The following is a 23,681-nucleotide window of genomic DNA, read 5'->3' on the forward strand; positions in this document are numbered from 1 at the left end:
ACAGCCCCGGGCACCTTCACGCATCTTACAGGTGGTACCGTTACAATGACCGGCGCAACTAAAACAATCAGTGGTACGGGCCTTACGTTTGAAAACCTTACCATCTCCGGTTCCGTAAGCTCAGCAGATGCGATCACTATCGCCGGTAACCTGTCTGTAAGCGGCAGCCTGAATAACACTACCGGCAGCATAACCATGAGTGGTGCGGGAAAAACATTGTCAGGCGCAGGTACCATCACTTTGGGAACATTGGCAATAACAGGAAGTATCACCTCCTCCTCCAGTTTTTCCATCGGCAACGTCCTGGATGTTTCCGGCACTTTCACCGCCAGTGCCGGCACCGCTACTTTTACAGGCAGCAGTTTCCTGAACGGTACTGCCAACCTCTTCAACGTTACCCTCAACGGAACAGCATTGCAGCTATCGGCCAACGCGGTGCTGGGAATAGCCAATGTATACACCATTACGGCAGGAACGCTCAACGTAACCTCCACTGTTCCCAATACGGTAAACTTTAATGGAACCGGCGCCCAAACACTGGCTGCCGGTACTTATAATAAGCTCATCGTAAGTAATGGCAACACCAAAACGCTGGGTGGCGCCGTGGTGGTCAACAGCGATTTTACCATCGCATCGGCTACAACCTTCAATGCCTCCAGTCAGTCCATCACTGTCCTGGGAAACTGGATCAACAACGGTACTTTCACGCCCGCCACCAGTACCGTAACACTGAGCGGCGCTGCCAATACTTCCTTGAGCGGCGCCACTACTTTTAATATCCTTACCCTCAATAAAACCAGCGCCGTTAACCAGGTAACCCTGTTAAATAATATTTCAGTAACCACGCTGAACATGACCAGCGGAACAATGATCACCGGCGCCAATACAGTTACCATTACAGGCAACAGAACAGGCAACGGTATCATACTGGGCAGCATCCAGCATTCCCATACTTTTGTATTGGGTACCGCCTATGCTTTTGAAAGCCCTAATAATACATTCACACTTACAGGTGTTACTACATCCGCGTCTGTTACGATGACCGTCACCCCGCAGGGAGTAGCCGATTTCCCTTCCGGCGCGGCCATAAACCGGGAGTATAACGTTACGGCCAGCGGTATCACGCTGGCAGCTACGCTCCTGCGTTTTCACTATGAAGATGCAGAACTGAACGGTAACGCGGAAGCCAGTCTCAGTATCTGGCGCAACACTGGCTCGGGCTGGTCTTTATACGGAAATTCAGGCAGCAACACCACCAGCAATTATGTGGAGCAAACAAGCGTGCTGGCGGCCTTTACAGGCCGTTACACACTGGCAGCTGCGTCTAATGTGGTAAGATGGAACGGCTCGGTGAGCAGCGACTGGAACACTGCCGCCAACTGGACTATAGCACAGGGCAGCCCTTCCCGGCCACCCGGCGTGAATGATATCGCTGAAATAGGCACCATCGCTTTCACTAACCAACCAGTCATCAGCAACAGCGCCAGTGTGAAAAGCATTTCCTTCGGCAGCGCACAGGCAGCCACGCTTACATTGGCCGCCGGTGGATCGCTGGTAACACAGGGTAATATCACTGGCTTATGGTCGGCTAATGCTACCCACACTATTAATGTGAATGATCAAAATCTCACGGTAAATGGGAACATTATCCTGAGCGATGGCACTGCCGGTCATAACATACAATTAAACATCGGGAATGGTAACGTTACCACTACCGGGTCTGTTACCCAATCCGGTGGTGCAGGCATTGCCTTCTCTGGTACTGGCGCATTGAATATAGGCAACAGCTTTAACTACAGCAGTGGTACGTTTACTGCCGGCAGCGGTACTGTAGTTTATAATGGCTCCTCCATTCAGTCGGTAGCCGGACTAACCTATAATCATCTCAGTATAGCAAAAACGGCCGGTAGTGCGCAAATCAACAGCGCCGCCACGGTAAACGGCAACCTCACCGTTACCAGCGGTGACCTGAGCATCAACGCAGCCACCACCATCACAGGAAATGTGGCCATCAGTGCCGGCGCTACTATGAACGGAGGAGCTGCCACAGTCACCTTAAACGGCAACTGGAGTAACAGCGGCACGTTTACTCCCGGAACCGGCACCGTTAATTTCACCGGTGGCAACGCACAAAATATTTCTGCTACGGCCTTTAATAACTTTGTGATTAATAAATCAGGAGGAACTGCCACGCTCACCGGTAATGTAACTACCAACGGTAACCTGTCGGTGACCGGCGGTACACTGGATCTGGCAACGTTTACGGCTAACCGTAGTTCTCCGGGAGGATCGTTAACCATCGCAAACGGCGCCACCGTGAATGTCGGCGGCGCAGGTAATTTTCCGGCAAACTACTCTCAGTACCTGCCCGGCATCACCAGCACCGTTAACTACTACAGGGCAGGAGCGCAAACTGTGGCAGGAAATATTGCCTACGGACATCTTACCCTCAGCGGCAGCGGCACTAAAACCCTCGCCGCCAATACCACCATAAACGGCGATTTGCTGATCGGCAGCGGCGCCACCTTCAGCGCCGGCACATTTACTGTCAACCTCTATGGCAACTGGACCAACAGCGGCACTTTTAATGGCGGTACAGGTACCGTAACACTTAACGGCAGCGGCAAAATAATTACCGGAAATACTACGTTCAGCAGGCTTACTGTTTATGGCAGCTACGCAGTAGCCGGCAGCGATATCACTTACAATGATTTATTGCAGATAGTTGCCGGCGGTTCGTACGACGGTGGTAGTGGCTCTGCCACCATAAACGGCGACCTCACCAACAGCGGATCACTGATCAGCAACGGCGTGACCACGTTTACAGGCACCGCCCTGCAAACCATCCGCTTCTTAAATGCCATTGTTTCCAATTCAAGCGGCGTGATCAACTTTAATGGTAACGTTTCACCGGTATTAAATTCTACCAGTGCCCCTACCTTCGCCACCCTGAATGTGAACAACCACCGCCGGCATCAATCCAAGCGTGGGATGGACCGTACTGGTGGCCTTTAATATCAGCAACGGCGCCACTTTCAACGGCGGAATTCCCACGCATACTATCCGTGGCAGCTTTACCAACAACGGTACCGTAACCAGCACCGGTACGCTTTATTTTAATCCTTTTGCAGCCCAGAACATTACCCTCAGAGGCACCGCATTTTCCAGTACCGGCTCCGTCATATTCGGCGGCAGCGCAGCGCTCACCGTTTCAGGCTCGCCCACCACACTTACAGATGTGACCATCGCCAATACAGCCGGTGTTACGCCTGCTACCAGCTGGAATATCAGCGGGGACCTTCACATTAATGGCAACGCCATTTTTAATGCGGGCAGTAACAACTTCACGGTTGCAGGCGATCTCGAAAGTAATGGCACCCTGAACGGTGGCACTTCTACTTTTACCATGACTTCCCCCGCCGGCGTATTAACCGGCAGCGAAGGAACTACCTTTTATAACCTCGTGATCAATGGCGCCGTTACCTCGGATGCCGATTTTAATATAGAGCACAACTTTACCATCAACGGATCGCTGGATGCATCCACAGGCATGCCCGCCATGACCGGCACTGGACCATCTGTTATCGGCGGTACCGGCAGCCCCTTTGACCTCGCACAGTTGCAGGTACATAAAGATGCTGCCGCCACCACCACACTTGCCAGAAGTCTCAGGAATATGACCACACTGGACATCACCGGCGGCACCCTCGATACCGGCGACTCCACCATTACCCAGGATGCCACCAACGGCGGCAAAATGTCGATCGATGACAGCGCACGCCTCATCGTAAGAGGCATTTACAGCCTCCCGGCGTTTGATATTTACCAGCTGGATACACTCAGCACCGTGGAATATGCAGGCAGCACGCAAACTGTTGCTGCGGTTACACCATATGGTAACCTCACCATCTCAGCCACAGGTACCAAAACCGCCACTGCACCATTAACCATCCTGAATGATTTTACACTCAGCAACGGCACATTTGTGCCGGGAAGTTTTACGGATACACTCAGGGGAAACTGGAGCATGACCGGCGGAACATTTACCAACACCGGTTCTACTATTTATTTTAATGGCGCCGCCAACCAGAACATTTCTTCTACCGGTGCTTTTAATCATGTTAAAGTAAATAAAGCCACCGGGCTGGTGACCCTGTCCACAAATGCTACCATAAACGGTGCGCTTACATTTATGGCAGGAAAGATCCGTACCGGCACCACCAACGCCGTAATTGTTACCGCTACCGGAACGGTCAGCGGCGCCGCACAAAATACAGGATGGGTATACGGCCGCCTGCAAAAAAATGTTGCTGCCGGTACCAATATTACCCGCACTTATGAACTGGGCGACAGCCTTAACTATACACCGGCAACAACGTTATACGCCAACGTAAGCGCCGCCGGCGATGTACTGGCGGGTGTATTCGCTGCCAGCCATCCCAACCTGCTGACCTCCGGCTTAAATGTAAGCCGGAAAGTAAACAGGTACTGGGCTTTTACCAACAGCGGCGCCACCTTTACCACCGTTTCTGTAACACTCAACTGGGTAGCGGCGGATGTAGACGCAGGTGCTGTTACCACCAATTTTAAAGTAGCAAGGTATAACGGAACTTCCTGGTCGCTGGCCGCCGTGAGTTCCCCGCAACCGGCTTCCATACAGGCAACCGGGTTAACCGCATTGGGCGACCTGGTAGTAGGAGAGCTGGCCACCGGCGCTATATGGACCGGCGCAGTGAGCACCAACTGGTATATTACCGGCAACTGGTCCTCCGCCGCCATACCGGTGAGCACTACTAATGTTACTATCCCAACCGGCCTGGTGAACTATCCGCTTATCAACTCCGGTGTAGCCGTGGCCAATAATGTAACGATACAAACGGGCGCCTCGGTAACCGTAAGCGGCGCCACACTCCAGATAGGAGGTGTTATTTCTAACAGCGGCGCCTTCACGGCTACTGCCGGTACCATAGAATTAAATGGGGCCGCTGCACAGGTAATTCCTGCAGCCGCCTTTACTTCGAATACATTGCTGCACCTGACCATCAATAACACACCCGGTGTAACGCTGAATGGTACACTGAATATCAGCGGCATCCTCAAAGTAACCAGCGGACAACTGAACACCGGCGGCTTTCTTACACTGCTGTCTACCGCCACGCAAACAGCGCTGATCGATGGCAGTGGCGCCGGACAGGTAACCGGTAATGTTACCATCCAAAGATACCTGCCCACCGCATTCGGATATAAATACATCAGCTCTCCTTTCCAGGCGGCCACCGTAAATGAACTGGCAGATGATATTAATCTTAACGCTGCCTTCCCATCGTTTTACCGCTATGTGGAAAACCGTACCTCCTCCGGATGGGTGGCGTACACCAGCCCCGCCGGTGTGCTTACACCTATGCAGGGATATACCGCGCAAATGGGGACTTCCAATACGCCGGCAACCCTGGATATCACCGGCGTAGTGAATAGCCAAACCGTTACCGCGCCCACGCTGACCAATAACAATCAACCCTATACGCAGGGGTTCAACCTGGTAGGAAATCCGTATCCTTCTCCGGTCGACTGGGACATTGCCGCGGGATGGAGCCGTACCAATATTGACAATGCCGTGTACTATTTTAACGGAGGTACTGCCGATCAGTATACCGGCACCTACAGCTCTTATATCAACGGCGTATCCAGCGATGGCATCGCCACCAACATGATCGCTTCCATGCAGGGATTTTTTGTGCACGTGACCAATGGCACTTTCCCGGTCACAGGTACCTTGTCGGTAAACAATAATGCAAGAACCAATAACCTCTCACCGGTGTATCACCGGGTTTCACTTACAACACCAATACTCAGGTTGGACGCAGCCTTCGCCGACGATGGGCTGACAGCTGATCCCGTAGTGGTTTATTTTGATGCCGATGCATCTGCATCTTTCGAAAAAACAATGGATGCATTAAAACTGATGAATACAGATCCGGCAGTGCCTAACATTTACGCATTGTCGGCCGACAGCGCCCGGCTCTCTATTAACGCATGGCCGCAGTTCCCCGACAGTACCGATGTAATACCACTGGGCCTCAAAACAGAAAGGGCAGGATGGATAACATTCAATACAGCGGAAATTGCACGCATGCCGCAGCACCTGCATATTTACCTGCAGGATGCCGTAACCGGCAAAACCGAGGAATTGCAGCAGTACGCAAAGTACAGGGTATACCTGGATGCAGGTACTTATGAAAACCGCTTTTCGCTCGTATTCCGGCACAACGGAACTACCACCTCGCCTTCATCAGAACCCGTGTTCAGGGCTTATAGCATTGGCAGGATACTGTATGGCTACTTCGATAAAGTACCCGGTGAAAAATGCCGCATCACCATCTCTAATCTGCTCGGGCAGGTGTTGTGGCGGCAGGATGTTACCGGCAACGGGCAACATGTAATAGGGAAGCAGTATAGCAGCGGAATGTACATTGTTTCATTTTATACAGATGATAAAGTAGTGTCTAAAAAAGTATTTATAAGTAATCAGTAATAATTTTTTTGAGATGTTTTTCACCAGGATGATAAAAGATATGGATCTTCTCAGGCAGTTCGGCTACCGGTTATTAGTAGCAGGTATCCTGGTGCTGTGGGGATATGCGGCCGCATCTGCGCAGGAGCCGCCTCCGCGCCCTATTGCGGTATATGTAAACCCCGCGCAGGGTCTCATCTTCGGTGCCTTCTTCCAGGGATTATCCGGCGGAACAGTGATCATCTATCCTGATGGCTCGCGCGCCGTAACTGGCAGCGTAGTGCAGGCCAACCTGGGGTATCCGTTTTCACCCGCCATTTTTGAAATAGAAGCAAACAGGGGTACACTCATTTCCATATTAAACGGACCCGATGTCATCCTCACCGGGAGCAACGGTGGTACCATCACTTTACATGTGGGCGCCGCCAGCACAGGAAGCTCATTTATTACAACTGCTACACCACCGGCAAGGAACCTGGTGAGGATCGGCGGAACGCTCACCGTGGGCAGTCCGCCATCCAATCCATCGGGCTCGTACAGCGGCGTATTTAACGTCACGTTTATCCAGGAATAACGGATATGACAACAGGAAGCAAAAATATCATCCTCCGCTGCCTGCGCAGCATATTCCGGGTAACGCCGGTGTGGATGATCTTTTGCGCTATACTGTTTGCAGCTCCGTTGAAAGCCACAGCTATAGAGCCGGAACCTGTTTTTTATGAAACCTCTGTTTTCGTGGTGGTGCAGGGAATAGGAGGGGCCGAAATTCCCGCCGTTATCAACAATGATTCTGCCTACTTATCTATCACCGATATTTTTAATTTTCTGAAGATAAGAAACACGGCCTCACCCCATATGGATTCTATATATGGTTTCTTTATCAATGAAAACGCCCCGTTCCTGGTAGATAAAAAAAACAATGTGATTCACTACCAGGATAAAATCGTGCCGTTTGAATAAAGATGATATGGTGAGCACAGAAACCGCGCTTTACCTGAAAACCGGCATGTTTGCAAGCGTGTTCGGACTACAGTGTAAATTTAGTTTCCGCTCGCTCTCTGTTAAACTGGAAACCAGGCAGGAGCTGCCTGCTATCAGGGAAATGCGGCAGGAAATGATGCGCCGGAATATCAGCCGGCTAAAAGGAGAACTGAAAGCAGATACCATCATCGGCCCCCGCAGGCAGATGTTCAGTATCGGGATGGCCGATTGGTCGGTGGTAGCTACACAACGCCCTGAAGGCGGCGCCGGTAATACCTGGTTAAACCTTGCTATGGGGGGCGTTGTTCTGGGCGGTGAAACCAGCGTATCACTTAATTACAATAACTACGCAGAACAGCAACTTCCTTATAGCCACGACAGCGCCCTGATCAAGCCGTTTGATCAACGGCAGCAATACTACCGGTGGCGCTATGTGAATAATGATCACAGCGCCCTTCGGCAGATCATTGCAGGTAAAATATTCACACCATCCACGGCATCTATCTTTGATCCGGTGGTAGGCGTGCAGTTTACAAATACCCCCACTTCCTACAGGCGCTCTTATGGTTCCTATACCCTGAGCGATTTTACGGATCCCGGATGGACCGTGGAGTTATATGTGAACAATGCCCTGGTAGATTATACAACTGCAGATGCAGCCGGCTTCTTTACTTTCCAGGTACCGCTTGTATATGGTAACTCTGTGGTGCGGCTCCGCTTTTATGGCCCCTGGGGAGAGGAACGGTCGAGAGAAGAAAATATCAGCATCCCTTTCAACTTCCTGCCATTGCATGAATTTGAATATACTGCCAGCGCCGGTATGGTGGAAGATGGACACCGGAGTATCTTTTCAAGGGTGCAAATGAACTATGGCCTCAGCCGGAATGTAACAGTGGGCGGAGGCATGGAGTACCTGTCGTCCATACCCACTGGAAAGGCCATGCCTTTTGTGATGGCTTCTGCCCGTGTGGCGTCCAATCTTCTGCTGGCGGGCGATTATACCTACGGAGTACGGGGACGCGGTATACTCACGTATCGAATGCCCTCCAACTTACAGTTCGAACTGTTTTATACGAGGTATAAGAAAGGTCAGCAGGCCATTATTTATAATTTTGTGGAAGAAAGAAAGCTGATTATCTCAAAGCCCTTCCTGGCAAAAAAATTCTCTTTCTTCAACCGCGTCACACTCAACCAGATCATCTTACCGGAAACAAAATATACGACCGCTGAATGGCTGGTGTCCGGGGCAGTTTTCCGTGTAGGCGTTAACGTGAATACCTATGCCATCTTTATAAAACCTGAACCGCCGTTTGTATATACCAACCTCGCGCTCACCTACCGGTTGCCGGGAGAAATTTTAATTACTCCCCAGGTACAATATGAATACAACAGCAACAGCCTGATGGCGGTAAGATGCGAGCTGGGTAAATATCTTTTCAGACATGGTTACATGAACGTATCCTATGAACGTAACTATAAAAGTAATATCACAAATGTGGGCATCGGTTTGCGTTATGATTTCGCTTTCTCACAAATCGGGTTTTCTGCCTGGAAAGGAACTAACATGACTACCCTGGTGGAATCTGCACGCGGCAGCCTGGTATACGATGATAAAACCAAATTCGCAGGATTCAGCAACCGCACCAGCGTGGGAACAGGAGGCGTAGTACTGCTGCCCTTCCTGGATCTCAACGCTAATGACCGCCGCGATCCCGGTGAGCCCAAAGCCTACGGCCTCAAAACAAATTGTAACGGCGGCCGGATTCTCCAGAATCAACACGACACCACCATCCGCATCGTTAATATGGAGCCCTACGAATACTATTTTATCGAACTGGGAAAGAACAGTTTTGAGAATGTTGCCTGGCAGATAAAGAAACCCGCTATCAGTGTAGCAATAGATCCCAACCAGATGAAACTGGTGGAAGTGCCGGTGGTGATTATGGGCGAAGTATCCGGTAAAGTGATCCTGGAAGAACAAAATGTAACAAAGGGAATAGGCCGCCTGTCCATCGGTTTTTACAGAAATGATTCCACATTGGTGGCCCGTACCCAAACGGAAGCAGATGGCTATTTCAATTATATGGGATTGCCGCCCGGAACCTATACGGTAAGAATAGACCCGCTGCAGTTGCAAAAACTCGGCATGACCGCCACTCCTGCGAAGCTGCCGCTTACCATCAGGCTGCGCATGGAAGGAGACGTGGTAGACGGACTGGAATTCAGGCTCCGGAGAGAAAAGGTCGAATAACATCAATTGTTTTTTCCTAAATTAGCCTATATCTTTCCCGGGAATGAAAGTACAAACACTTACGCCTCCTCCTGCTATAGCTGATTATGTAAGCAACATCGTGGTGCTTGAAAATAACAGTATGTTCTATGAAGCGGTTCTTCCCCTCATCGCCAACGGGTATCCCAGTATTACTTTTCAGTTAACAGACCCGGCAAGGATGCTGAGCACCACAAAAAAAAGTCATCACCTGGTATTGTACGGTCAGAATACCCGCCCCATCCGGCTTCACACGGCAGGTGAAATAACCGTGATTGCCTATTTCCTGTATCCCTTTATGTTGCCCTCCCTTTTTGGATACAATGCCAAAGAACTCACAGATCAGGGTATAGACCTGAGCTATGATGATCCCGCCAGGGAAATGAGCCTGAAAGAACAGCTGCTCAATACGCCCTCTTTAAACGGCCGCCTGGAACTGATGAATAATTATGTACTCACATTGGTGCGGTCAAAAAAGATCCGGGTAAATGAAACCATTTCTTTTGCCACCCGCCTTATTCAGAAAAATAAGGGTACCCTGTTAATGAACGATCTTCAGAAAGAAGTATATACCACAGAACGCACACTGCAACGGTTGTTTGAACAACATATTGGTCTTACGCCGAAAATGTACAGCAGGATCTGCCAGTTCAACGCCGCCTTCCGGCAGCTCAGTCAGAATAATTTTTCAGACATGATCGACGTGGCACTGGAAAACGGCTATGCAGATCAAAGTCACCTGATCCGCGCGTTTAAAGACTTTACCCATTACTCTCCCCTGGAGTATGTAAAACAGGCGAACAACTTCCCCGGTTAATCCATCCTTTTCATTTTGTCGGGTTTCTTCTATCATAAGGAGGAAAGGTGCTGTTGTTTTGTACCTGTAAACAATCATCTCAAAAAACAAAAACAAAATAACATGAGAAAGTTAGTCATTTCCGAATGGATCACACTCGACGGTATCTTCGATGCAGAAACAATGGGAGAATGGTTTATGCCCTACGACAGCCCCGCCCGGCAGGAGCTGATCAGCGAAGGTATTCACGCCTGCGATGCCATCCTCTTTGGCCGTAAAACATATGAAATGCTGGCGCCTTATTGGTCGCAGATGAAGAACAACGAAATGGGCATCTCCGCAAAACTAAACAGTGTAGCCAAATACGTAGTATCTGAAACGCTGGAAACAGCCGCATGGGAAAATACCACGATCATAAAAAACAATGTCATAGAAGAAATTACCCGGCTGAAACAACAACCCGGAAAGGAAATCCAGGTAGAAGGAAGCGCCATCCTGGTAGACGCGCTTATCAAAGCCGATCTGATTGATGAATACAAATTCTTTGTACATCCCGTCATCATGGGAAGTGGGAAACGTTTCTTTAAAGATGGAAAACTTCCCGGTGGCCTGCATCTTTCTGACACAAAAATACTGGATGGCGGGGTAGTAGTGCTTACTTATCAGCGGGAGAAGAAGTAACGGTTTGTGGGGAAAAAAAATTAATTTTAATTAATTTAAAATAACCCCCATGCATCAGTTTAAGGAACAAATAGAACGGATCAGCACCAAATTAAAAGCAGCAAAACAAAAAGATAAACAGCTGAAAGTATTCGGCGCCAGCTACCATAAATACACCATCCATCCACCGCTGGAGGAAGCTCAACTTTCGGGTTTTGAAAAAGAACACAACATTTCTTTACCCGGAAGTTTCAGGGCATTCCTGCTTTATGTGGGGCATGGAGGAATATCCCAGGCCGGTTCAGCTGCAGGTCCGTACTATGGCATTTACCCGCTGAGGAAAGGTGCGAACGACCTGACAAGTAATCCTGAGAAATATTTAAGTGAACCCGTAAAAATTTATCCCGGTATATCAGACGACGAATGGAATAATCTCATAAAGGAAACCGAAAGGGAGGATCTTTCAGATGAAGCATACGATGCCGCCATACAAAATATTTACACCGGGATTTTACCGATAGGATCACAGGGATGCGCCTTTATTCACGGCCTGGTGTTAAACGGGGAACATGCCGGCAAGGTAGTAAACATTGACATAGACAGGCAAAAGCCAAGATTCACTTTTGAAAGTAATTTCCTCGATTGGTATGAACGCTGGTTAGATGAAATAATTTCTGAAGACCTGCTGGCAGATGGTGTTTCGTGGTTTGGCTATGCCATGGGAGGAAGTGTAACGTCTCTGCTTGAAAAATACCATGCTGCTTCGGATAAAACAACCCGGCTGAACTGCATCACCGGCATAGTGTGCAAACGAAGTATTGAACCGGCGGTTGCGGCAATATTGGAAAAGGAATATCGGAGGGCAGAAGAAGAGTACAAACGCGGCTGGCTGCAGGCGCTCACAAAGTTCAGCTACCCGCTGGCAAAGCCTCTCCTGGTGGCCTACAGCGATATAGATCTCTTATCCGTTGCTAAATTTATCTGGTGGTACGCAAAAGATAAAAGTAGGGAATGGCAGGAAGTCATCGAAAAAAATATCCTGAACATCCATGATGAGGAAATATTCCGGTTTTGCACCTACCTGCTGGAGGAAATGAAAGTGGACTACGCGCATTTAATTGTTCCGATGACAACCCACAGCAATGAAGATATCCGGAAAACAGCTTTTTATACTTTAGGGAAAGTTAAAAAGAAGGCTGCCTACCTGGATGTTTTTATCAATGGGTTAAATGATCCTTCAAATGATGTGGTGCATGCTGCATTGCAGGCACTATCCGGAGTGAAGGATAACAGATTATTGCCGGAGTATAAAAAGATAGCAGAGAGATTTCCAACGGAGCAAGACCATATCCTGTCCAACCTTGGCCACAGGCTGGCTGAAATGGGATTGACCATTGAGAAGTTAAAAAAGTGATGGTTTTGCCGCTGATTTCATTGAAAATAATTTCGTATTTTCAGTAAAAATGTTAACCCCTTATGGCAAAACAAACTGGGTTGCTCCAATTCACCGGTAAATTGGGCAACGTCATAGGATACCGGAGAAATGGAACCTACTTCCTCCGCAGCATGCCGGATGCAGTACGGCAAACTACCGCTACAAGGAGAGCATCACGTGACTTTGGTGTTGCCAGCAGGAAAGGAAAACTGATCCGGCAGGCCATCGTTCCTCGCCTGGAAATAAATCCCTGCGGCACGCTGGTGAACCGCTTAAACAAAGCGCTGATCACCGCAACAAAGGATCGCCTCACGGAGCTGAAAGGCTTCCGGTTTAACCCATATGCCGGCGTGGACCAGTTCTTTTCGCACCAACCAGTTGAAAACCGCCGGAGCAAGGCCGCTGACATCATAGCGGTAATGGCGCCTGCTGCCACAAAGAAGCAGCCGGTTAAAGTAAACAAGATACCTCATGTAAAAAGAGTGCTGCCTTATCACCCGCTGCCTGCCATAAAAAAAACAACGTTGCCGGTATCTGCGCGGCAACGGGAATGAGTTACGCCATAGTCATGGCATTAAGTATGCTGTAGACTACGCAGCGCGGTAATTATCATCACCACTTCCATCAGCATATATTTCCCTGCAAAGGAAACTGCCTTTCTGTGCGTTGTTATGCCCGTAAGTGTGCGTCCGGCCGCTTTGGGTGAGTAAGAAGGTCATCGTATCAGTAAAAATCACATCATCATCTTTCCTGAAACACCTTTCGCGAAGATCAAATTCACCCCAATCACATCTCCTGATCAAGTCCACCTTTCCTGCACGGCTTCTGTAAGTAAACGCCTGTTGCTATTGCAGTTCTATCCGGTTTCAGAGGGATTGCGCTGTATTTGAGAGCAAAGTCAGGTATAGGATACAGGATTCGCAGGTCGGCTACAGATTCAATAATTCCTCTACCAGCTGCCATACCATTGTACAAGGATTATGATTCGCATAATCTTCTCGTTTTGCATAACTTTCTGTCAACCGTTTAGCGTTCCTTGTTGCGGCTTCTAAACTTCCATGTTCTTTCAAGAGATCATACATATCCCTGCTATTCTTTTGATAACTATATCCTCCTCCCAGTATAGGTTTTAAATTATCTTCAATAGCATTCTGGTAGTCTTTTCTGCTCATACTGTGATTATAGTAATGAAAATGCAGCAGATACCATAGTTCAAAAGCCTCGTTAGTCCAGGCACATCCTATTACAGGTTTTGTGTTCTGACATCGTTGAACAGCATTATTGAAATCATTTGCAGAAAAGCTGTCCCTGTCAAAAAACAACCCAAAGTTTATCAATAGGTCTGTTATACTCCTGCTCATACCACTTTTTTAGGCGCAGTGCTTCATCAACGAGCGACTGGGTATTTCTGCCAGTACCTTCAATATCTATTTGACACCAGGTTAGTACACCTTTAGGCAAATCCTCTTTAAGGCCCTGAAAATAATTAGGTTCAGTTTTTTCACCTTCGCAAACTATCAGGTAATATCTGCGTTTATTTCTTACATTAATTTTGCGCTTTTGTTCCTCTCTTTTGAAACGCTTTAAATGTTCATTTGGAATCTTTATTTTTCTTGCCATTCCGTAATTACATTTGAAAGGTTGCCAATAAACGGAATAGCACCATACCGGCCCTCTATATAATCCTTCTCAAAGGAGCGGTCTTTACGAATGGTTTTTCCTTCTTCTTTATATTCCACGAGTGAATACATTTCAGAAGCTCCGTATTTATTTTTTTCTACAAAATAAATCTGATCTCTACGGTAGTTACCATAATTCAGCAGATTGGTATCATGTGTAGCAAATATCAGCTGTGCGTTGTTCTTGTTAAATTCGGCGGAGTTAAAAAGTCTGGTAATTGCCAGCGTTAATAAAGGGTGCAAGCTGGCATCTAACTCGTCCACTACAAGTGTTCCACCATCATTTAGTACATCAAAGATGGGGCCTGAGATATTGAACAGTTTATTGCTACCAGAAGACTCCTGGCTACGCATATCAAATTCAACATTGCCGACCACCTTATTTTTTGCATTGTATTTTTTGTGAACGGTTTTAATATCTATTCTGTAAGACTCTTCAAGATCGGTAATTAATTGTTTCAGAAGGTTTTCAGGCAGGTCATTGGGCAGTTCTCTCGGATCAAAAGGGGCTTTGGAAATGGTAATGTCATCAAATCCCAGGTCAACTTTTTTATAGAAATCAAGTAAAAGATGCTGGGTGTGTTTGTTTTCAAGCAAATCAAATGTTACGCCTTTATATCGCTCATGACTTAATCCGGAAATGGTGATAAAATCATGAAACCAACGCATTATTTGCTTGGCAATCTTGCCATTAAACTGATCTACCACTGATAGGAATAGTGCATTGTCCCTTGTTCTTTCTTCCAGATCTCTCCCTTCCGGGAAAACCCTTGGCATTACTTCAATACCATCTTTTTCCCTGATAAACAAAGGCCTTTCGGCTTGTTTCGGGGCATCAAAAAGCCATTCAGATAATACACTGCGGTTATCCACCTCAAAGCCATAACGATATTTACTTTCGCCAATAAGAAATACAACTTCAAAAGAGGAGGGAGCATTTTCTGTTTCAGTGTTTAACAGGAAAGGCGTAATATCCAACTCATCTGTAGAAGATTGTTCAAATGATTGTAATACAAGTCGCCTCATAGTAGACATGGCTTTTACAAAATTACTTTTGCCACTGGCATTAGCACCATAGATAACAGCCCCTTTAAGCAAGTTATGGCGTCCGGAGGTGAAAATATTTGACGCAACATGTTCCTTAATAGCTGTAGCTGAAAGGTTTAATGTAGTCTTTTCTTTAAAGGAAAGATAATTAGTAACGGAAAACTCTAATAACATAGAATTGTCTATTTATGAGAAATTATCTCAAATATAGTAAAATAAATTCATTGTATAGCATAAAAATGAGAAAAATTCGAATTATTGACTATAATTACTATAAGAAAGGCGCTCAGTTAGTAGAGCGCCTTTGATAGCACCCATCGCAGGCCCTTTCAGAACTTCTTCTCCTATCTTCCAGCGGCGTATGTCAAACAGGCGGGTACCTTCAAATGCCAGCTCCACTTTTCTTTCCCGGCGGTATAATTCACGCATTTTTTCAGCGGTGTTATACACCGCCGTATTTACATTTGGCATTCCTGCGCGGTTGCGGATCTTGTTGAGATACAGCAATACATCCAGGTTTTGCCAGTCGCCCGATTCTACTAAGGCTTCTACATAACTCAGTAAGATCCCTGCGTAACGGATGATCATAAAATTTAAGGTGCTGGCATATTGCGGGACACATCTTCGGCATCGAGATATTTCTTCACCCAGAAGCCGGTTTGCGTGGATTGCGCAGCCCCGATCTGATCTACCGATCCCACCGTGAATGGGTCCAGCAAACGGTTTACAAATGTTTGCCCCGGGAAAAGAACGCTGGCTGTCAGCCTTGGATCACGGTTGTTTTTGTGCAGTGGATTTTTCCAGTAATAGGCCAGGCTGTCCGCGCGAAATGGAACAGGTTTTTGTAGATTCGCCCCTGATATCTTAAAAACCAAATGAGAAAAGTACTGTTTTTGCTACTGCTGGTGCACCAGGGATGGGCACAATCAACCAAACATCTATCCAGGGCCAACCAATCTATCGACAGCCTCTCCATCTACAACCGGCAGCTCAACCCCGGTGAAATGAAGCAGGACCTGCAGGTGTTTCTCGATATCCGTAAAAAAGCCAACTCTGGTTTGTATCGCTACCGCACCCCGAAGCAAGTCGACAGCATCTACCAATGGGCCTTCCGCCAGGTGCGTCAATCTATGTCCACTGTGGCTTTTTATAAGATCATTTTGCAGCTCACCGATTTTGAGGGAAGCTGTCATAATTATACAGAGCCGGATGCCGCCCTGGTCGGGTATTTCAACCGGCAGCGTGGCTTCTTTCCTTTTGCCCTGAAGTATATTGACGGCAATATGATCTTCAATAGCAAAACGCCCCATATTCCGGTAGGATCAAGGATAATGAGTATCAACGGCGTTGCAGACAAAGACCTGATGCAATCCTTTTACAAGTACATGACCTCCGATGGATTTATCCAGACACAAAAGCAATCAGGCAGCGTGAACAGGAGCTATGGTTTGCGTTACCTGTATGAGTATGGCATTAATGATAGCTTCGCCATCCGGTTTACAGCTCCGGGCACTACCCGGCAGCAAACCGTTACAGTACCGGCGGTATCGCTGGAAGAACAAAAAGCAAACTTAATACGGCGTCATAGCGCGCCGGTCGACAGCCTGATCGATTATAACGTGCAGCCCAAATACAGTTTTAAGATGGTAAACCCTTCAACAGGTTTACTGAGCCTGCGGATATTCTCCATGGCCAGCGACGCGGCTGATCCGGCTTTCCCGGTATATGTGGCGTTTCTCGACAGCGTATTCCAGGCGCTTAGCCACAACAGTATCCCGCACCTCATCCTGGATATCCGCGGTAATCCCGGCGGCAGTGATCCTACTTTTGAACAACCGATGATGTACCTCACGGATACAAGCTTCAAAGAGAATACGTTGGCATATACCATCTTTGATAATGGAATTCCGTATGAAGAATACTTTTGGGGCGTGTCCACCGCGGAAAGACTGGATTCGGCGGGCAAAGTTGCCGGAAAAGCGTTTCTGAAAGATTATTTCCCGGCACTGCACAACGGCAGGAATATGCAAAACCCGAAGTACAACCCGGTATACCACCCTAAGAGTCCTGGTTTCAAAGGAAAGTTATATTTACTGATTGATGAAAACGTGGCATCGGCGGCCTCCCACCTGGCTTCTCTCGTAAAAGCCTATGCCCGCAATGTGACCATTGTGGGGGTGGAAACTGTTGGTGGTTATTATGTCCACAACGGCCATGCATCCATGATATACGAACTGCCGCACTCAAAAATAAAAACGAAATTCTCTATTGTTTATGTGGAGCAGGACGCACCTGTAAAACCGGATCAGCCGGAAGGTAGAGGGATTATTCCCGATTATACCGTGTGGCCTTCCTTCAGCGATTTTATGCAAAACCGCGATACACAGATGGAATATGTGTTGAAGCTGACAGAGGGGAAATAGCATCGCATTCAACAGCACCTGGTGCCGTTCGCCAAATAATTCCGGCCTGAAAGTTTATTTTTTCTATATTGACCTTTGCTTTTGGCAAAGCACTGAACAATACTATCTTATTAATACAGCGAACACAAATGACGAAAATTTCTCTCGGCCTGATCTATTCTCTTGCAGTATTTATTGGCTCAAATCAATTTATTGGAGACGCTCAAACCACTGCTCCCAATCCCCCTGAATTAACTATTACAAGATTTTCCGGTCCGGATATAACGCCCAGCCCCGCCTGCCTTGCAGTGGCGCCAACCGGCGAAGTGTTTGTAGGAGTGGATATGATCGGTTCATTAGGAAAGGACCCGGGCAAAGGCCGGATTCTTAAGCTTATTGATAAGGACAACGACGGTAAAATGGACCAGCATATTGAATTTGCAACGGTGGATAACCCGCGTGGCATCATTGTGCAGGGCAACCGGGTTTTTGTATTGCATACCACATTTTCCAAAGAAACTGGTAAAGCGTCAGGAATGGCGCTGGTTGTTTTTGAAGATAAAGACGGTGACGGAAAAGCAGACGGACCTCCCCAGCCACTGATCGAAAACCTCAGTAATACCAAATACATACAGGAGCGGGGAACGGATCATGCCACTAATGGTATCCGGATGGGTATTGATGGCTGGATCTATATTGCGGTAGGTGATTTTGGATTTCATGATGCAACAGACCGTTCCGGTAAGAAACTGACCATGCTTGGGGGTGGTATCGTACGTGTACGCCCCGACGGTGCGGAAATGGAGATATTTACCCATGGTACACGCAATGTGTATGACGTGGCCATTGACCCCTACATGAATATTTTTACAAGAGAAAATACCAATGACGGCGGTGGATGGAATGTGCGGTTTTCCCACCATATCCAATCCGGGGAATATGGATACCCGGTATTGTTTCAGCATTTTACAGACGAAATATTACCGGCACTTGCAGACCTTGGCGGTGGCTCAGGTACAGGCGCTTTATACATGGCGGAACCAAGCTGGCCGGAGAAATACAATAACGTTCCCATGATGGCAGATTGGGGCCGGAGCATGCTGTATATTCACCGTGTAACGCCTGATGGCCCAACCTTCACCCAAAAAGAAGAGGAGTTTATAGGATTGCCACAGATTACAGATCTGGATGTTGACGGCTCCGGCCGGCTTTACCTTTCCGCATGGGATGGCGCAGGCTATTCCGGCAGTCCGGAGAAAGGCTATGTAATCCGCGCGGTACCAAACAACTGGACTTACCAGCCATTCCCTGACGTGGCCAAAGCCTCTGTTGAAGAATTGGCCCGGTTGCTTAAATCGGCCAGCGCGGTAGCCCGTTTGAATGCCTCCCAGGAATTAATCGCACGCGCCGGTAAAGACGCTATTGCCGCAGCGCTGGGAATCGCTTCAGATGTGCAGTTGCCGTTATTTGCACGTGTGGCCGGTCTTTATACATACGCACAAATTGCCGGTGCAGAAGGCATCCCCGCTTTAACAGCCTTAACAAAAGATGCCACCATGAGGGAACATGCATTGCGCGCTTTGGCCGACCGGAAAGGTCTCCTGAAAGATGTTGCCACTGAACCTTTCCTGGAAGGACTTAAAGATCCGTCTCCGCGCGTGCAGGCTGCTGCAATAATAGGACTTGGACGTTTAGGTCGCATTGAAACTGCCAGCGCTTTGCTGCAAACCAAAGTGCCTGCCTCATTTGTTGCACCTGTTAAAGATATCGAAGGACCGCATGCTACGCCTAATGCAGCTATCGTACTGCCTCACCTGGCAGTTCGGGCCCTTGTAAATCTGCACGCCGTAGATGCCACCGTAGCAGCCATCAACACCGAAAACGCCACGCTTGCCTTGTGGGCGCTACGATACATGCATGATCCGAAGGCAGTGGACGGCCTGATAAATGCTTACGAGCTGTCGAAAGATGCGAAACTAAAACGGCAGATCATCACCACCTTAGCACGCCTCTACAAAAAAGAAGATACCTATGATGCATCATGGTGGTGGGGAACCAGGCCCGATTCGCATGGCCCCTACTACAAAGCAGTAACCTGGGAAGCATCACCGGCTATCGAAAAATTCCTTAAAAAAGAATCGCTGAAAACAAGCCCCACCGGCAAAGCGTTTTTCAGGGATCTCGATGCGCGCAACAGGATGGATATTCCTGCTTTCGCAGCAGAGAAAAAAGTGATAGCGGCTCCGGTGAAAGAACCTAAAGTAGACCTGGAAAAGATAAAAAGTAAAAAAGGTCAGGTAGGTAAGTCATCTATCGAAGATGTGTTGCTGGCCATCAATAAATTAAAAGGAGATCCGGCCAGGGGAAAGCAATTGTTTACCATCCAGGGTTGTGTGGCCTGCCACAGTATCAATAAAGGAGAAACAATGAAAGGTCCTTTTATGGGACAGATCGGATCCATCATGAACCGGGAGCAGATCACGGAATCCATTCTCAAACCTAACGCATCTATTTCACAGGGATTTGCCACGGTGATGATCACGGCGAAAGGCAACAAGTCTTATATGGGATTTGTTACGGAAGAAACTTCCGCCAGGGTAGTCATGAGAGATATCACCGGCCAGGTATTCACCGTTAAAACGGCCGATATCCTGACCCGTAAGGAAATGAAAACATCGATGATGCCAACCGGCCTTGCCAACGCATTATCATACGAGGAACTTGCATCGCTCGTTAGTTATCTTGCGCAGCAGAAAAAATAACTGGTTAGCATAATATTGACTTTATATTAAAAGCCCGCTCATTGAGCGGGCTTTTTGTTTTAAATGAGAACGATTAACTTTTACTTAATAGCATATATGCGGTAAACTATCTATTGCCTTTTATTTTATCTTTTGACGATTTAGCGGCGCAAAACGATCGGGGTTTTCTGAAATAATTTCAGGTAGCCATTCACATATTGTGATTATGTTAGCATTTTAGTAAAAAAGGATGCTTATCTTTATTGGTATGTTACGGACACTTCTTTTTGCGGTTATTTTTATGTCAGGTATGACGGTAAATGCACAGATAGACTCCTCTTTCGGGGCTATAAATGGCATGGAACCGGCTTTCAGACACCGTCAACAGGTAGGTGATACTGCCAATATCCATAAGAAATGGTTTGTTACAAAGTATGCCGGCCTTTCTACCGGCTTCATAGGATTTAAAGGAGGTAGCAGTTCCTTCCTGTCGGTACCTTTGGCATTGCAGGTTAACCGCCAGTTAACCAATAACCTGTACGCCTTCGGCGGGGTATCGGTAACGCCTTACGTTTTCCGTTATAACAGCGTGCCTTATCAGCCTGCGGTTAACAAGAACCAGAGCTGGATACAAACGAATAACTTTGCCGCCTGGTCTGATGCCAAAATTGGGGTAATGTATATTAGCAACGACAAAACATTCTCCATTTCCGGTAGCGTTGGCGTAAGCAGAGGCAGCTACAATGGTAATTCTCCCTTTTATTCCCCCATATACTCTCCTGTGCGGGGCCATAGCCAATGGTAATTAAGTTATCGCTGGAATCGCGCGATGCCCTGACTGATAAATATTCCACTAAATATTCCACCGGTTATGATATGGAAGATTATACCGTGAGTGTGCTGGCAAATGATGGAGAAGAAATACAACATTATAGAGTGCCAAGACGTCATTTACGTGCAGAGATGCTTAGATCTCCTATGTTTTACAATGCATATAACGCCTTCGAAATGTCGTATAAACAGCCTTCTCCGCTGGAAGCATTTAACTACCTGAGTGCAGGGGGTACTAATTACCTGTTCCTGAATGATGATGCAGATAATATTGAAAGGGTACAGGCAGGAAAAGATCCCCGTAAAGTAAAATCACTGGACGATTGTGATGCGTTTTGCTATAAACTGAGTGGTAATAAGGAAATACCTGCAGTGGATTATTTTTTTGCTAAACCATCTGAGAAAAGGGATCATGACCAGGGATTGTTTAAAGCGTATGATTATAATGCAGAGAGTAAGACCTATGTAGTTGTAAAAGCGGAACAACGGGGCAGGGATTTAAACTGGAAGTTGGTTTGGATGAAGCCATAAATAATAAAGAGGTGGTCAAAAGTAATGGAGACCACCTCTTTATCGTTTGCTTCAACAGATCAGTAACAACCTGCTCTCTCCGGGTTTTTCTGTTGGTGCACGGTGAATACAGGGAGGCACCTGGCTTTCAGGGTGATCAACCGCCAGCCTCCATAGGTGACCAAGCCCTAAGCTTATTGGCCGTGCATCAGGCGTAGCCTGGTAATGCAGATCAAAGAAATGGTCGCTTAAGAATGATTCAAAGCCTTCCGCTGCTCCATGATATAGTTTTTTGAGTTCATCACGTATCGCGGGAATAAGTACTTTCTTTTTGCCTTGTGAATTTGGTAATATTTCACTCGACTCACCATAGTAAGTGCATAAAAAGGTATCGGTTGGTATAGGAGAGCGATCTACATGAAAAGAATAAACATCGGTTGGAAAAAAAGGGAAGGTATCATCCCGGTCGTAGTAGCTGATCACATTGAGGATGGGCGATGCACCGTGAGCTTTCAATACCTCCAGGTCATGTAAAAGAATTTCACGGGCAAGTTGCCCTTGTTCACTCAGCTGAAGTTCATGAAGTTCCTCTTGTTCAATGGTCGTAATATTTCCACTTAGCGCTACCTTTTTTACAATCTCAGAAAAATTACCTGTTAGTTGACGGGGCCAGCAAATCGCATTCATTTCTCCACTGAATGGCGTAGCAACAAGGTCCTGAAAATTCGTGACACGGTGAATTTGATGCTCTGCAGGAGATAAATCTGTCATGATAGTTAATATAAAGCAGCCGGTCAAGCCAGCTTTGATGAAGATAACAACAAAAAGCTAACCTCCAGCCATGTACAATAGGGGGGGAATTTACAAAAAAGAAAGAGCCTGCTCATTGAGCGGGCTTTTTATGTATGCCCGGTAGCAGTAAGTTTTCGAACCAAAACAAGCGTAATAACCATCCGCCCTGGTGCTTTCGTCTGACGGGCAGGAGCTTTCTTCTAACAAACACAATGTCAAGATATTATTTACAAAGTTTACACTTCTATTTACAATACAGATTCCTTAGGCTGAAATAAATCAAAGTATTTTTGTTGCACCAACTTGAAAGGATACGAAAAATAAAAAGGAATGCCTTAAACGGATCTGATTTATCAGAAGATAGATTTATGTTAATTAAACCTAAAAAATATGAAAAAAGTTATTTATGCGCTGATCTTACCGCTGGTGGTGGTAGGCGGACTAGTATTTGCCAATCGCGAAATCAAAAATGAAACGGCTAAAAAATCAGCCCCAAAGCCACTCTCTGCTGCTGAAATGAAAGCCGAATTAAAAAAATGGGAAGCTACCCCTGAGGGTATAAGGTTCAAAAAATGGAAAGCGTCTCCTGAAGGTCAAAAGGTGCTTGCCGGTGCGGCTAAAATAAAGAAGCAAACAAGTGCTTCTACCAATATGGAAGCTGTTGTAACCTCTCTTTCTCTTCCGCCAGGCTCACGATTAGGTTTCGGAGTGATGGTCAGGATTAATGGTGACGATTATATTCTTAGTTTTGGGCTGGAAAACGCTAATGAATTTCAGCAAATGCATAGCCTGAAGGTTAACGACAAAATAATTATAAGAAGTCATTTTGTATCGTACGCGCCCAAGTATTCATATCCAATTGTATCGGGCGACTATGTAGAACAAGATGGTAGAATAATTTATAAACGTGCTCCTCGCAAAGGTGGCTGCTGAGTAAAGTTATGATGGAAAGATCTTTACGGAATTTAAAGGTAAGAGAGGTATTCTTCAGCATCCCAAAAGAACAAAACTGATTCGAACAAAAAAG

21 protein-coding genes are annotated in these 23,681 nt (G+C 47.0%); 14 read left to right on the forward strand and 7 right to left on the reverse strand.

The window, feature by feature from the left end:
- Positions 1-45 precede the first annotated feature (45 nt).
- The 9 genes from QFZ51_RS11710 (at position 46) to QFZ51_RS11750 (ending at position 13,206) form a co-directional block, all read left to right on the forward strand.
- A complete protein-coding gene (locus QFZ51_RS11710) occupies positions 46-3,015 on the forward strand; it encodes a beta strand repeat-containing protein (protein WP_429045998.1) in 2,970 nt (989 codons plus the stop codon).
- Positions 2,987-6,532, forward strand: a complete 3,546-nt coding sequence (locus QFZ51_RS11715) for a T9SS type A sorting domain-containing protein (protein ID WP_429046000.1) — start codon at positions 2,987-2,989, stop codon at positions 6,530-6,532. The genes QFZ51_RS11710 and QFZ51_RS11715 overlap by 29 nt, the downstream gene beginning before the upstream one ends.
- A 13-nt stretch (positions 6,533-6,545) precedes the next feature.
- Positions 6,546-7,085: a DUF4402 domain-containing protein gene (locus QFZ51_RS11720; RefSeq protein WP_429046002.1), complete on the forward strand. Its 540-nt coding sequence runs from the start codon at positions 6,546-6,548 to the stop codon at positions 7,083-7,085.
- A 5-nt stretch (positions 7,086-7,090) separates the two neighbouring features.
- A complete protein-coding gene (locus QFZ51_RS11725; RefSeq protein ID WP_429046004.1) occupies positions 7,091-7,471 on the forward strand; it encodes a hypothetical protein in 381 nt (126 codons plus the stop codon).
- Complete coding sequence (locus QFZ51_RS11730) at positions 7,464-9,743, forward strand: hypothetical protein (RefSeq protein WP_429046006.1); 2,280 nt, start codon at positions 7,464-7,466, stop codon at positions 9,741-9,743. Before QFZ51_RS11725 ends, QFZ51_RS11730 begins: the two co-directional genes overlap by 8 nt.
- Positions 9,744-9,786: 43 nt before the next feature.
- On the forward strand, positions 9,787-10,578 hold the full coding sequence (locus tag QFZ51_RS11735) for a helix-turn-helix domain-containing protein (RefSeq protein WP_429046008.1): 792 nt from the start codon (positions 9,787-9,789) through the stop codon (positions 10,576-10,578).
- A 102-nt stretch (positions 10,579-10,680) separates the two neighbouring features.
- Complete coding sequence (locus tag QFZ51_RS11740; protein WP_429046009.1) at positions 10,681-11,238, forward strand: dihydrofolate reductase family protein; 558 nt, start codon at positions 10,681-10,683, stop codon at positions 11,236-11,238.
- Between the two features lie 49 nt (positions 11,239-11,287).
- Positions 11,288-12,631 carry an SMI1/KNR4 family protein gene (locus QFZ51_RS11745; protein WP_429046011.1) on the forward strand — a complete coding sequence of 448 codons (1,344 nt, stop codon included), beginning with the start codon at positions 11,288-11,290 and terminating at the stop codon, positions 12,629-12,631.
- Positions 12,632-12,693: 62 nt separating this feature from the next.
- Entirely contained in the window at positions 12,694-13,206 is a 513-nt protein-coding gene (locus QFZ51_RS11750; protein ID WP_429046013.1) for a hypothetical protein, read from the forward strand.
- A 36-nt stretch (positions 13,207-13,242) separates the two neighbouring features.
- Here QFZ51_RS11750 and QFZ51_RS11755 read toward each other — a convergent pair whose 3' ends face one another.
- From QFZ51_RS11755 to QFZ51_RS11780, 6 genes are all read right to left on the reverse strand, one after another.
- On the reverse strand, positions 13,243-13,371 hold the full coding sequence (locus QFZ51_RS11755; protein ID WP_429046015.1) for a hypothetical protein: 129 nt from the start codon (positions 13,369-13,371) through the stop codon (positions 13,243-13,245).
- Positions 13,372-13,581: 210 nt separating this feature from the next.
- Positions 13,582-14,013 (reverse strand): RloB family protein, encoded by a 432-nt coding sequence (locus tag QFZ51_RS11760; protein WP_429046016.1) that lies wholly within the window; start codon positions 14,011-14,013, stop codon positions 13,582-13,584.
- Entirely contained in the window at positions 13,964-14,272 is a 309-nt protein-coding gene (locus QFZ51_RS11765; protein WP_429046018.1) for an RloB family protein, read from the reverse strand. The genes QFZ51_RS11760 and QFZ51_RS11765 overlap by 50 nt, the downstream gene beginning before the upstream one ends.
- A complete protein-coding gene (locus tag QFZ51_RS11770; protein ID WP_429046019.1) occupies positions 14,257-15,552 on the reverse strand; it encodes an AAA family ATPase in 1,296 nt (431 codons plus the stop codon). The genes QFZ51_RS11765 and QFZ51_RS11770 overlap by 16 nt, the downstream gene beginning before the upstream one ends.
- Positions 15,553-15,633: 81 nt before the next feature.
- Positions 15,634-15,966, reverse strand: coding sequence for a RagB/SusD family nutrient uptake outer membrane protein (locus tag QFZ51_RS11775; protein WP_429046021.1), 333 nt, complete (start codon positions 15,964-15,966; stop codon positions 15,634-15,636).
- A 5-nt stretch (positions 15,967-15,971) separates the two neighbouring features.
- Positions 15,972-16,253 carry a hypothetical protein gene (locus tag QFZ51_RS11780; protein WP_429046023.1) on the reverse strand — a complete coding sequence of 94 codons (282 nt, stop codon included), beginning with the start codon at positions 16,251-16,253 and terminating at the stop codon, positions 15,972-15,974.
- Between QFZ51_RS11780 and QFZ51_RS11785 the strand changes: the two genes are divergently transcribed.
- From QFZ51_RS11785 to QFZ51_RS11800, 4 genes are all read left to right on the forward strand, one after another.
- Positions 16,254-17,801: a S41 family peptidase gene (locus tag QFZ51_RS11785; protein WP_429046025.1), complete on the forward strand. Its 1,548-nt coding sequence runs from the start codon at positions 16,254-16,256 to the stop codon at positions 17,799-17,801.
- Between the two features lie 128 nt (positions 17,802-17,929).
- Positions 17,930-20,542 carry a DUF7133 domain-containing protein gene (locus QFZ51_RS11790; RefSeq protein ID WP_429046027.1) on the forward strand — a complete coding sequence of 871 codons (2,613 nt, stop codon included), beginning with the start codon at positions 17,930-17,932 and terminating at the stop codon, positions 20,540-20,542.
- A gap of 247 nt (positions 20,543-20,789) precedes the next feature.
- A complete protein-coding gene (locus tag QFZ51_RS11795) occupies positions 20,790-21,326 on the forward strand; it encodes a hypothetical protein (RefSeq protein ID WP_429046029.1) in 537 nt (178 codons plus the stop codon).
- Entirely contained in the window at positions 21,320-21,883 is a 564-nt protein-coding gene (locus tag QFZ51_RS11800) for a hypothetical protein (RefSeq protein WP_429046030.1), read from the forward strand. Before QFZ51_RS11795 ends, QFZ51_RS11800 begins: the two co-directional genes overlap by 7 nt.
- A 51-nt stretch (positions 21,884-21,934) precedes the next feature.
- On the opposite strand, the gene QFZ51_RS11805 is transcribed toward QFZ51_RS11800, so the two are convergent.
- Positions 21,935-22,633 (reverse strand): hypothetical protein, encoded by a 699-nt coding sequence (locus QFZ51_RS11805; RefSeq protein ID WP_429046032.1) that lies wholly within the window; start codon positions 22,631-22,633, stop codon positions 21,935-21,937.
- Positions 22,634-23,044: 411 nt separating this feature from the next.
- On the opposite strand from QFZ51_RS11805, the gene QFZ51_RS11810 reads away from it, so the two are divergent.
- Entirely contained in the window at positions 23,045-23,587 is a 543-nt protein-coding gene (locus QFZ51_RS11810) for a hypothetical protein (RefSeq protein WP_429046034.1), read from the forward strand.
- Positions 23,588-23,681: the final 94 nt, after the last annotated feature.

The sequence above is a fragment of the Chitinophaga sp. W3I9 genome, assembly GCF_050434025.1.
GTDB lineage: Bacteria > Bacteroidota > Bacteroidia > Chitinophagales > Chitinophagaceae > Chitinophaga.

What these genes read in the sequence shown, in the direction of transcription:
- QFZ51_RS11710 (WP_429045998.1), top strand. Translation starts at nt 46, where the DNA reads ATGACCGGCGCAACTAAAACAATCAGTGGTACGGGCCTTACGTTTGAA.
- QFZ51_RS11720 (WP_429046002.1), top strand. Translation starts at nt 6,546, where the DNA reads ATGTTTTTCACCAGGATGATAAAAGATATGGATCTTCTCAGGCAGTTC.
- QFZ51_RS11725 (WP_429046004.1), top strand. Translation starts at nt 7,091, where the DNA reads ATGACAACAGGAAGCAAAAATATCATCCTCCGCTGCCTGCGCAGCATA.
- QFZ51_RS11735 (WP_429046008.1), top strand. Translation starts at nt 9,787, where the DNA reads ATGAAAGTACAAACACTTACGCCTCCTCCTGCTATAGCTGATTATGTA.
- QFZ51_RS11740 (WP_429046009.1), top strand. Translation starts at nt 10,681, where the DNA reads ATGAGAAAGTTAGTCATTTCCGAATGGATCACACTCGACGGTATCTTC.
- QFZ51_RS11745 (WP_429046011.1), top strand. Translation starts at nt 11,288, where the DNA reads ATGCATCAGTTTAAGGAACAAATAGAACGGATCAGCACCAAATTAAAA.
- QFZ51_RS11750 (WP_429046013.1), top strand. Translation starts at nt 12,694, where the DNA reads ATGGCAAAACAAACTGGGTTGCTCCAATTCACCGGTAAATTGGGCAAC.
- QFZ51_RS11755 (WP_429046015.1), bottom strand. Translation starts at nt 13,371, where the DNA reads ATGACCTTCTTACTCACCCAAAGCGGCCGGACGCACACTTACGGGCAT.
- QFZ51_RS11760 (WP_429046016.1), bottom strand. Translation starts at nt 14,013, where the DNA reads ATGAGCAGGAGTATAACAGACCTATTGATAAACTTTGGGTTGTTTTTT.
- QFZ51_RS11765 (WP_429046018.1), bottom strand. Translation starts at nt 14,272, where the DNA reads ATGGCAAGAAAAATAAAGATTCCAAATGAACATTTAAAGCGTTTCAAA.
- QFZ51_RS11770 (WP_429046019.1), bottom strand. Translation starts at nt 15,552, where the DNA reads ATGTTATTAGAGTTTTCCGTTACTAATTATCTTTCCTTTAAAGAAAAG.
- QFZ51_RS11775 (WP_429046021.1), bottom strand. Translation starts at nt 15,966, where the DNA reads ATGATCATCCGTTACGCAGGGATCTTACTGAGTTATGTAGAAGCCTTA.
- QFZ51_RS11785 (WP_429046025.1), top strand. Translation starts at nt 16,254, where the DNA reads ATGAGAAAAGTACTGTTTTTGCTACTGCTGGTGCACCAGGGATGGGCA.
- QFZ51_RS11790 (WP_429046027.1), top strand. Translation starts at nt 17,930, where the DNA reads ATGACGAAAATTTCTCTCGGCCTGATCTATTCTCTTGCAGTATTTATT.
- QFZ51_RS11795 (WP_429046029.1), top strand. Translation starts at nt 20,790, where the DNA reads ATGTTACGGACACTTCTTTTTGCGGTTATTTTTATGTCAGGTATGACG.
- QFZ51_RS11800 (WP_429046030.1), top strand. Translation starts at nt 21,320, where the DNA reads ATGGTAATTAAGTTATCGCTGGAATCGCGCGATGCCCTGACTGATAAA.
- QFZ51_RS11805 (WP_429046032.1), bottom strand. Translation starts at nt 22,633, where the DNA reads ATGACAGATTTATCTCCTGCAGAGCATCAAATTCACCGTGTCACGAAT.
- QFZ51_RS11810 (WP_429046034.1), top strand. Translation starts at nt 23,045, where the DNA reads ATGAAAAAAGTTATTTATGCGCTGATCTTACCGCTGGTGGTGGTAGGC.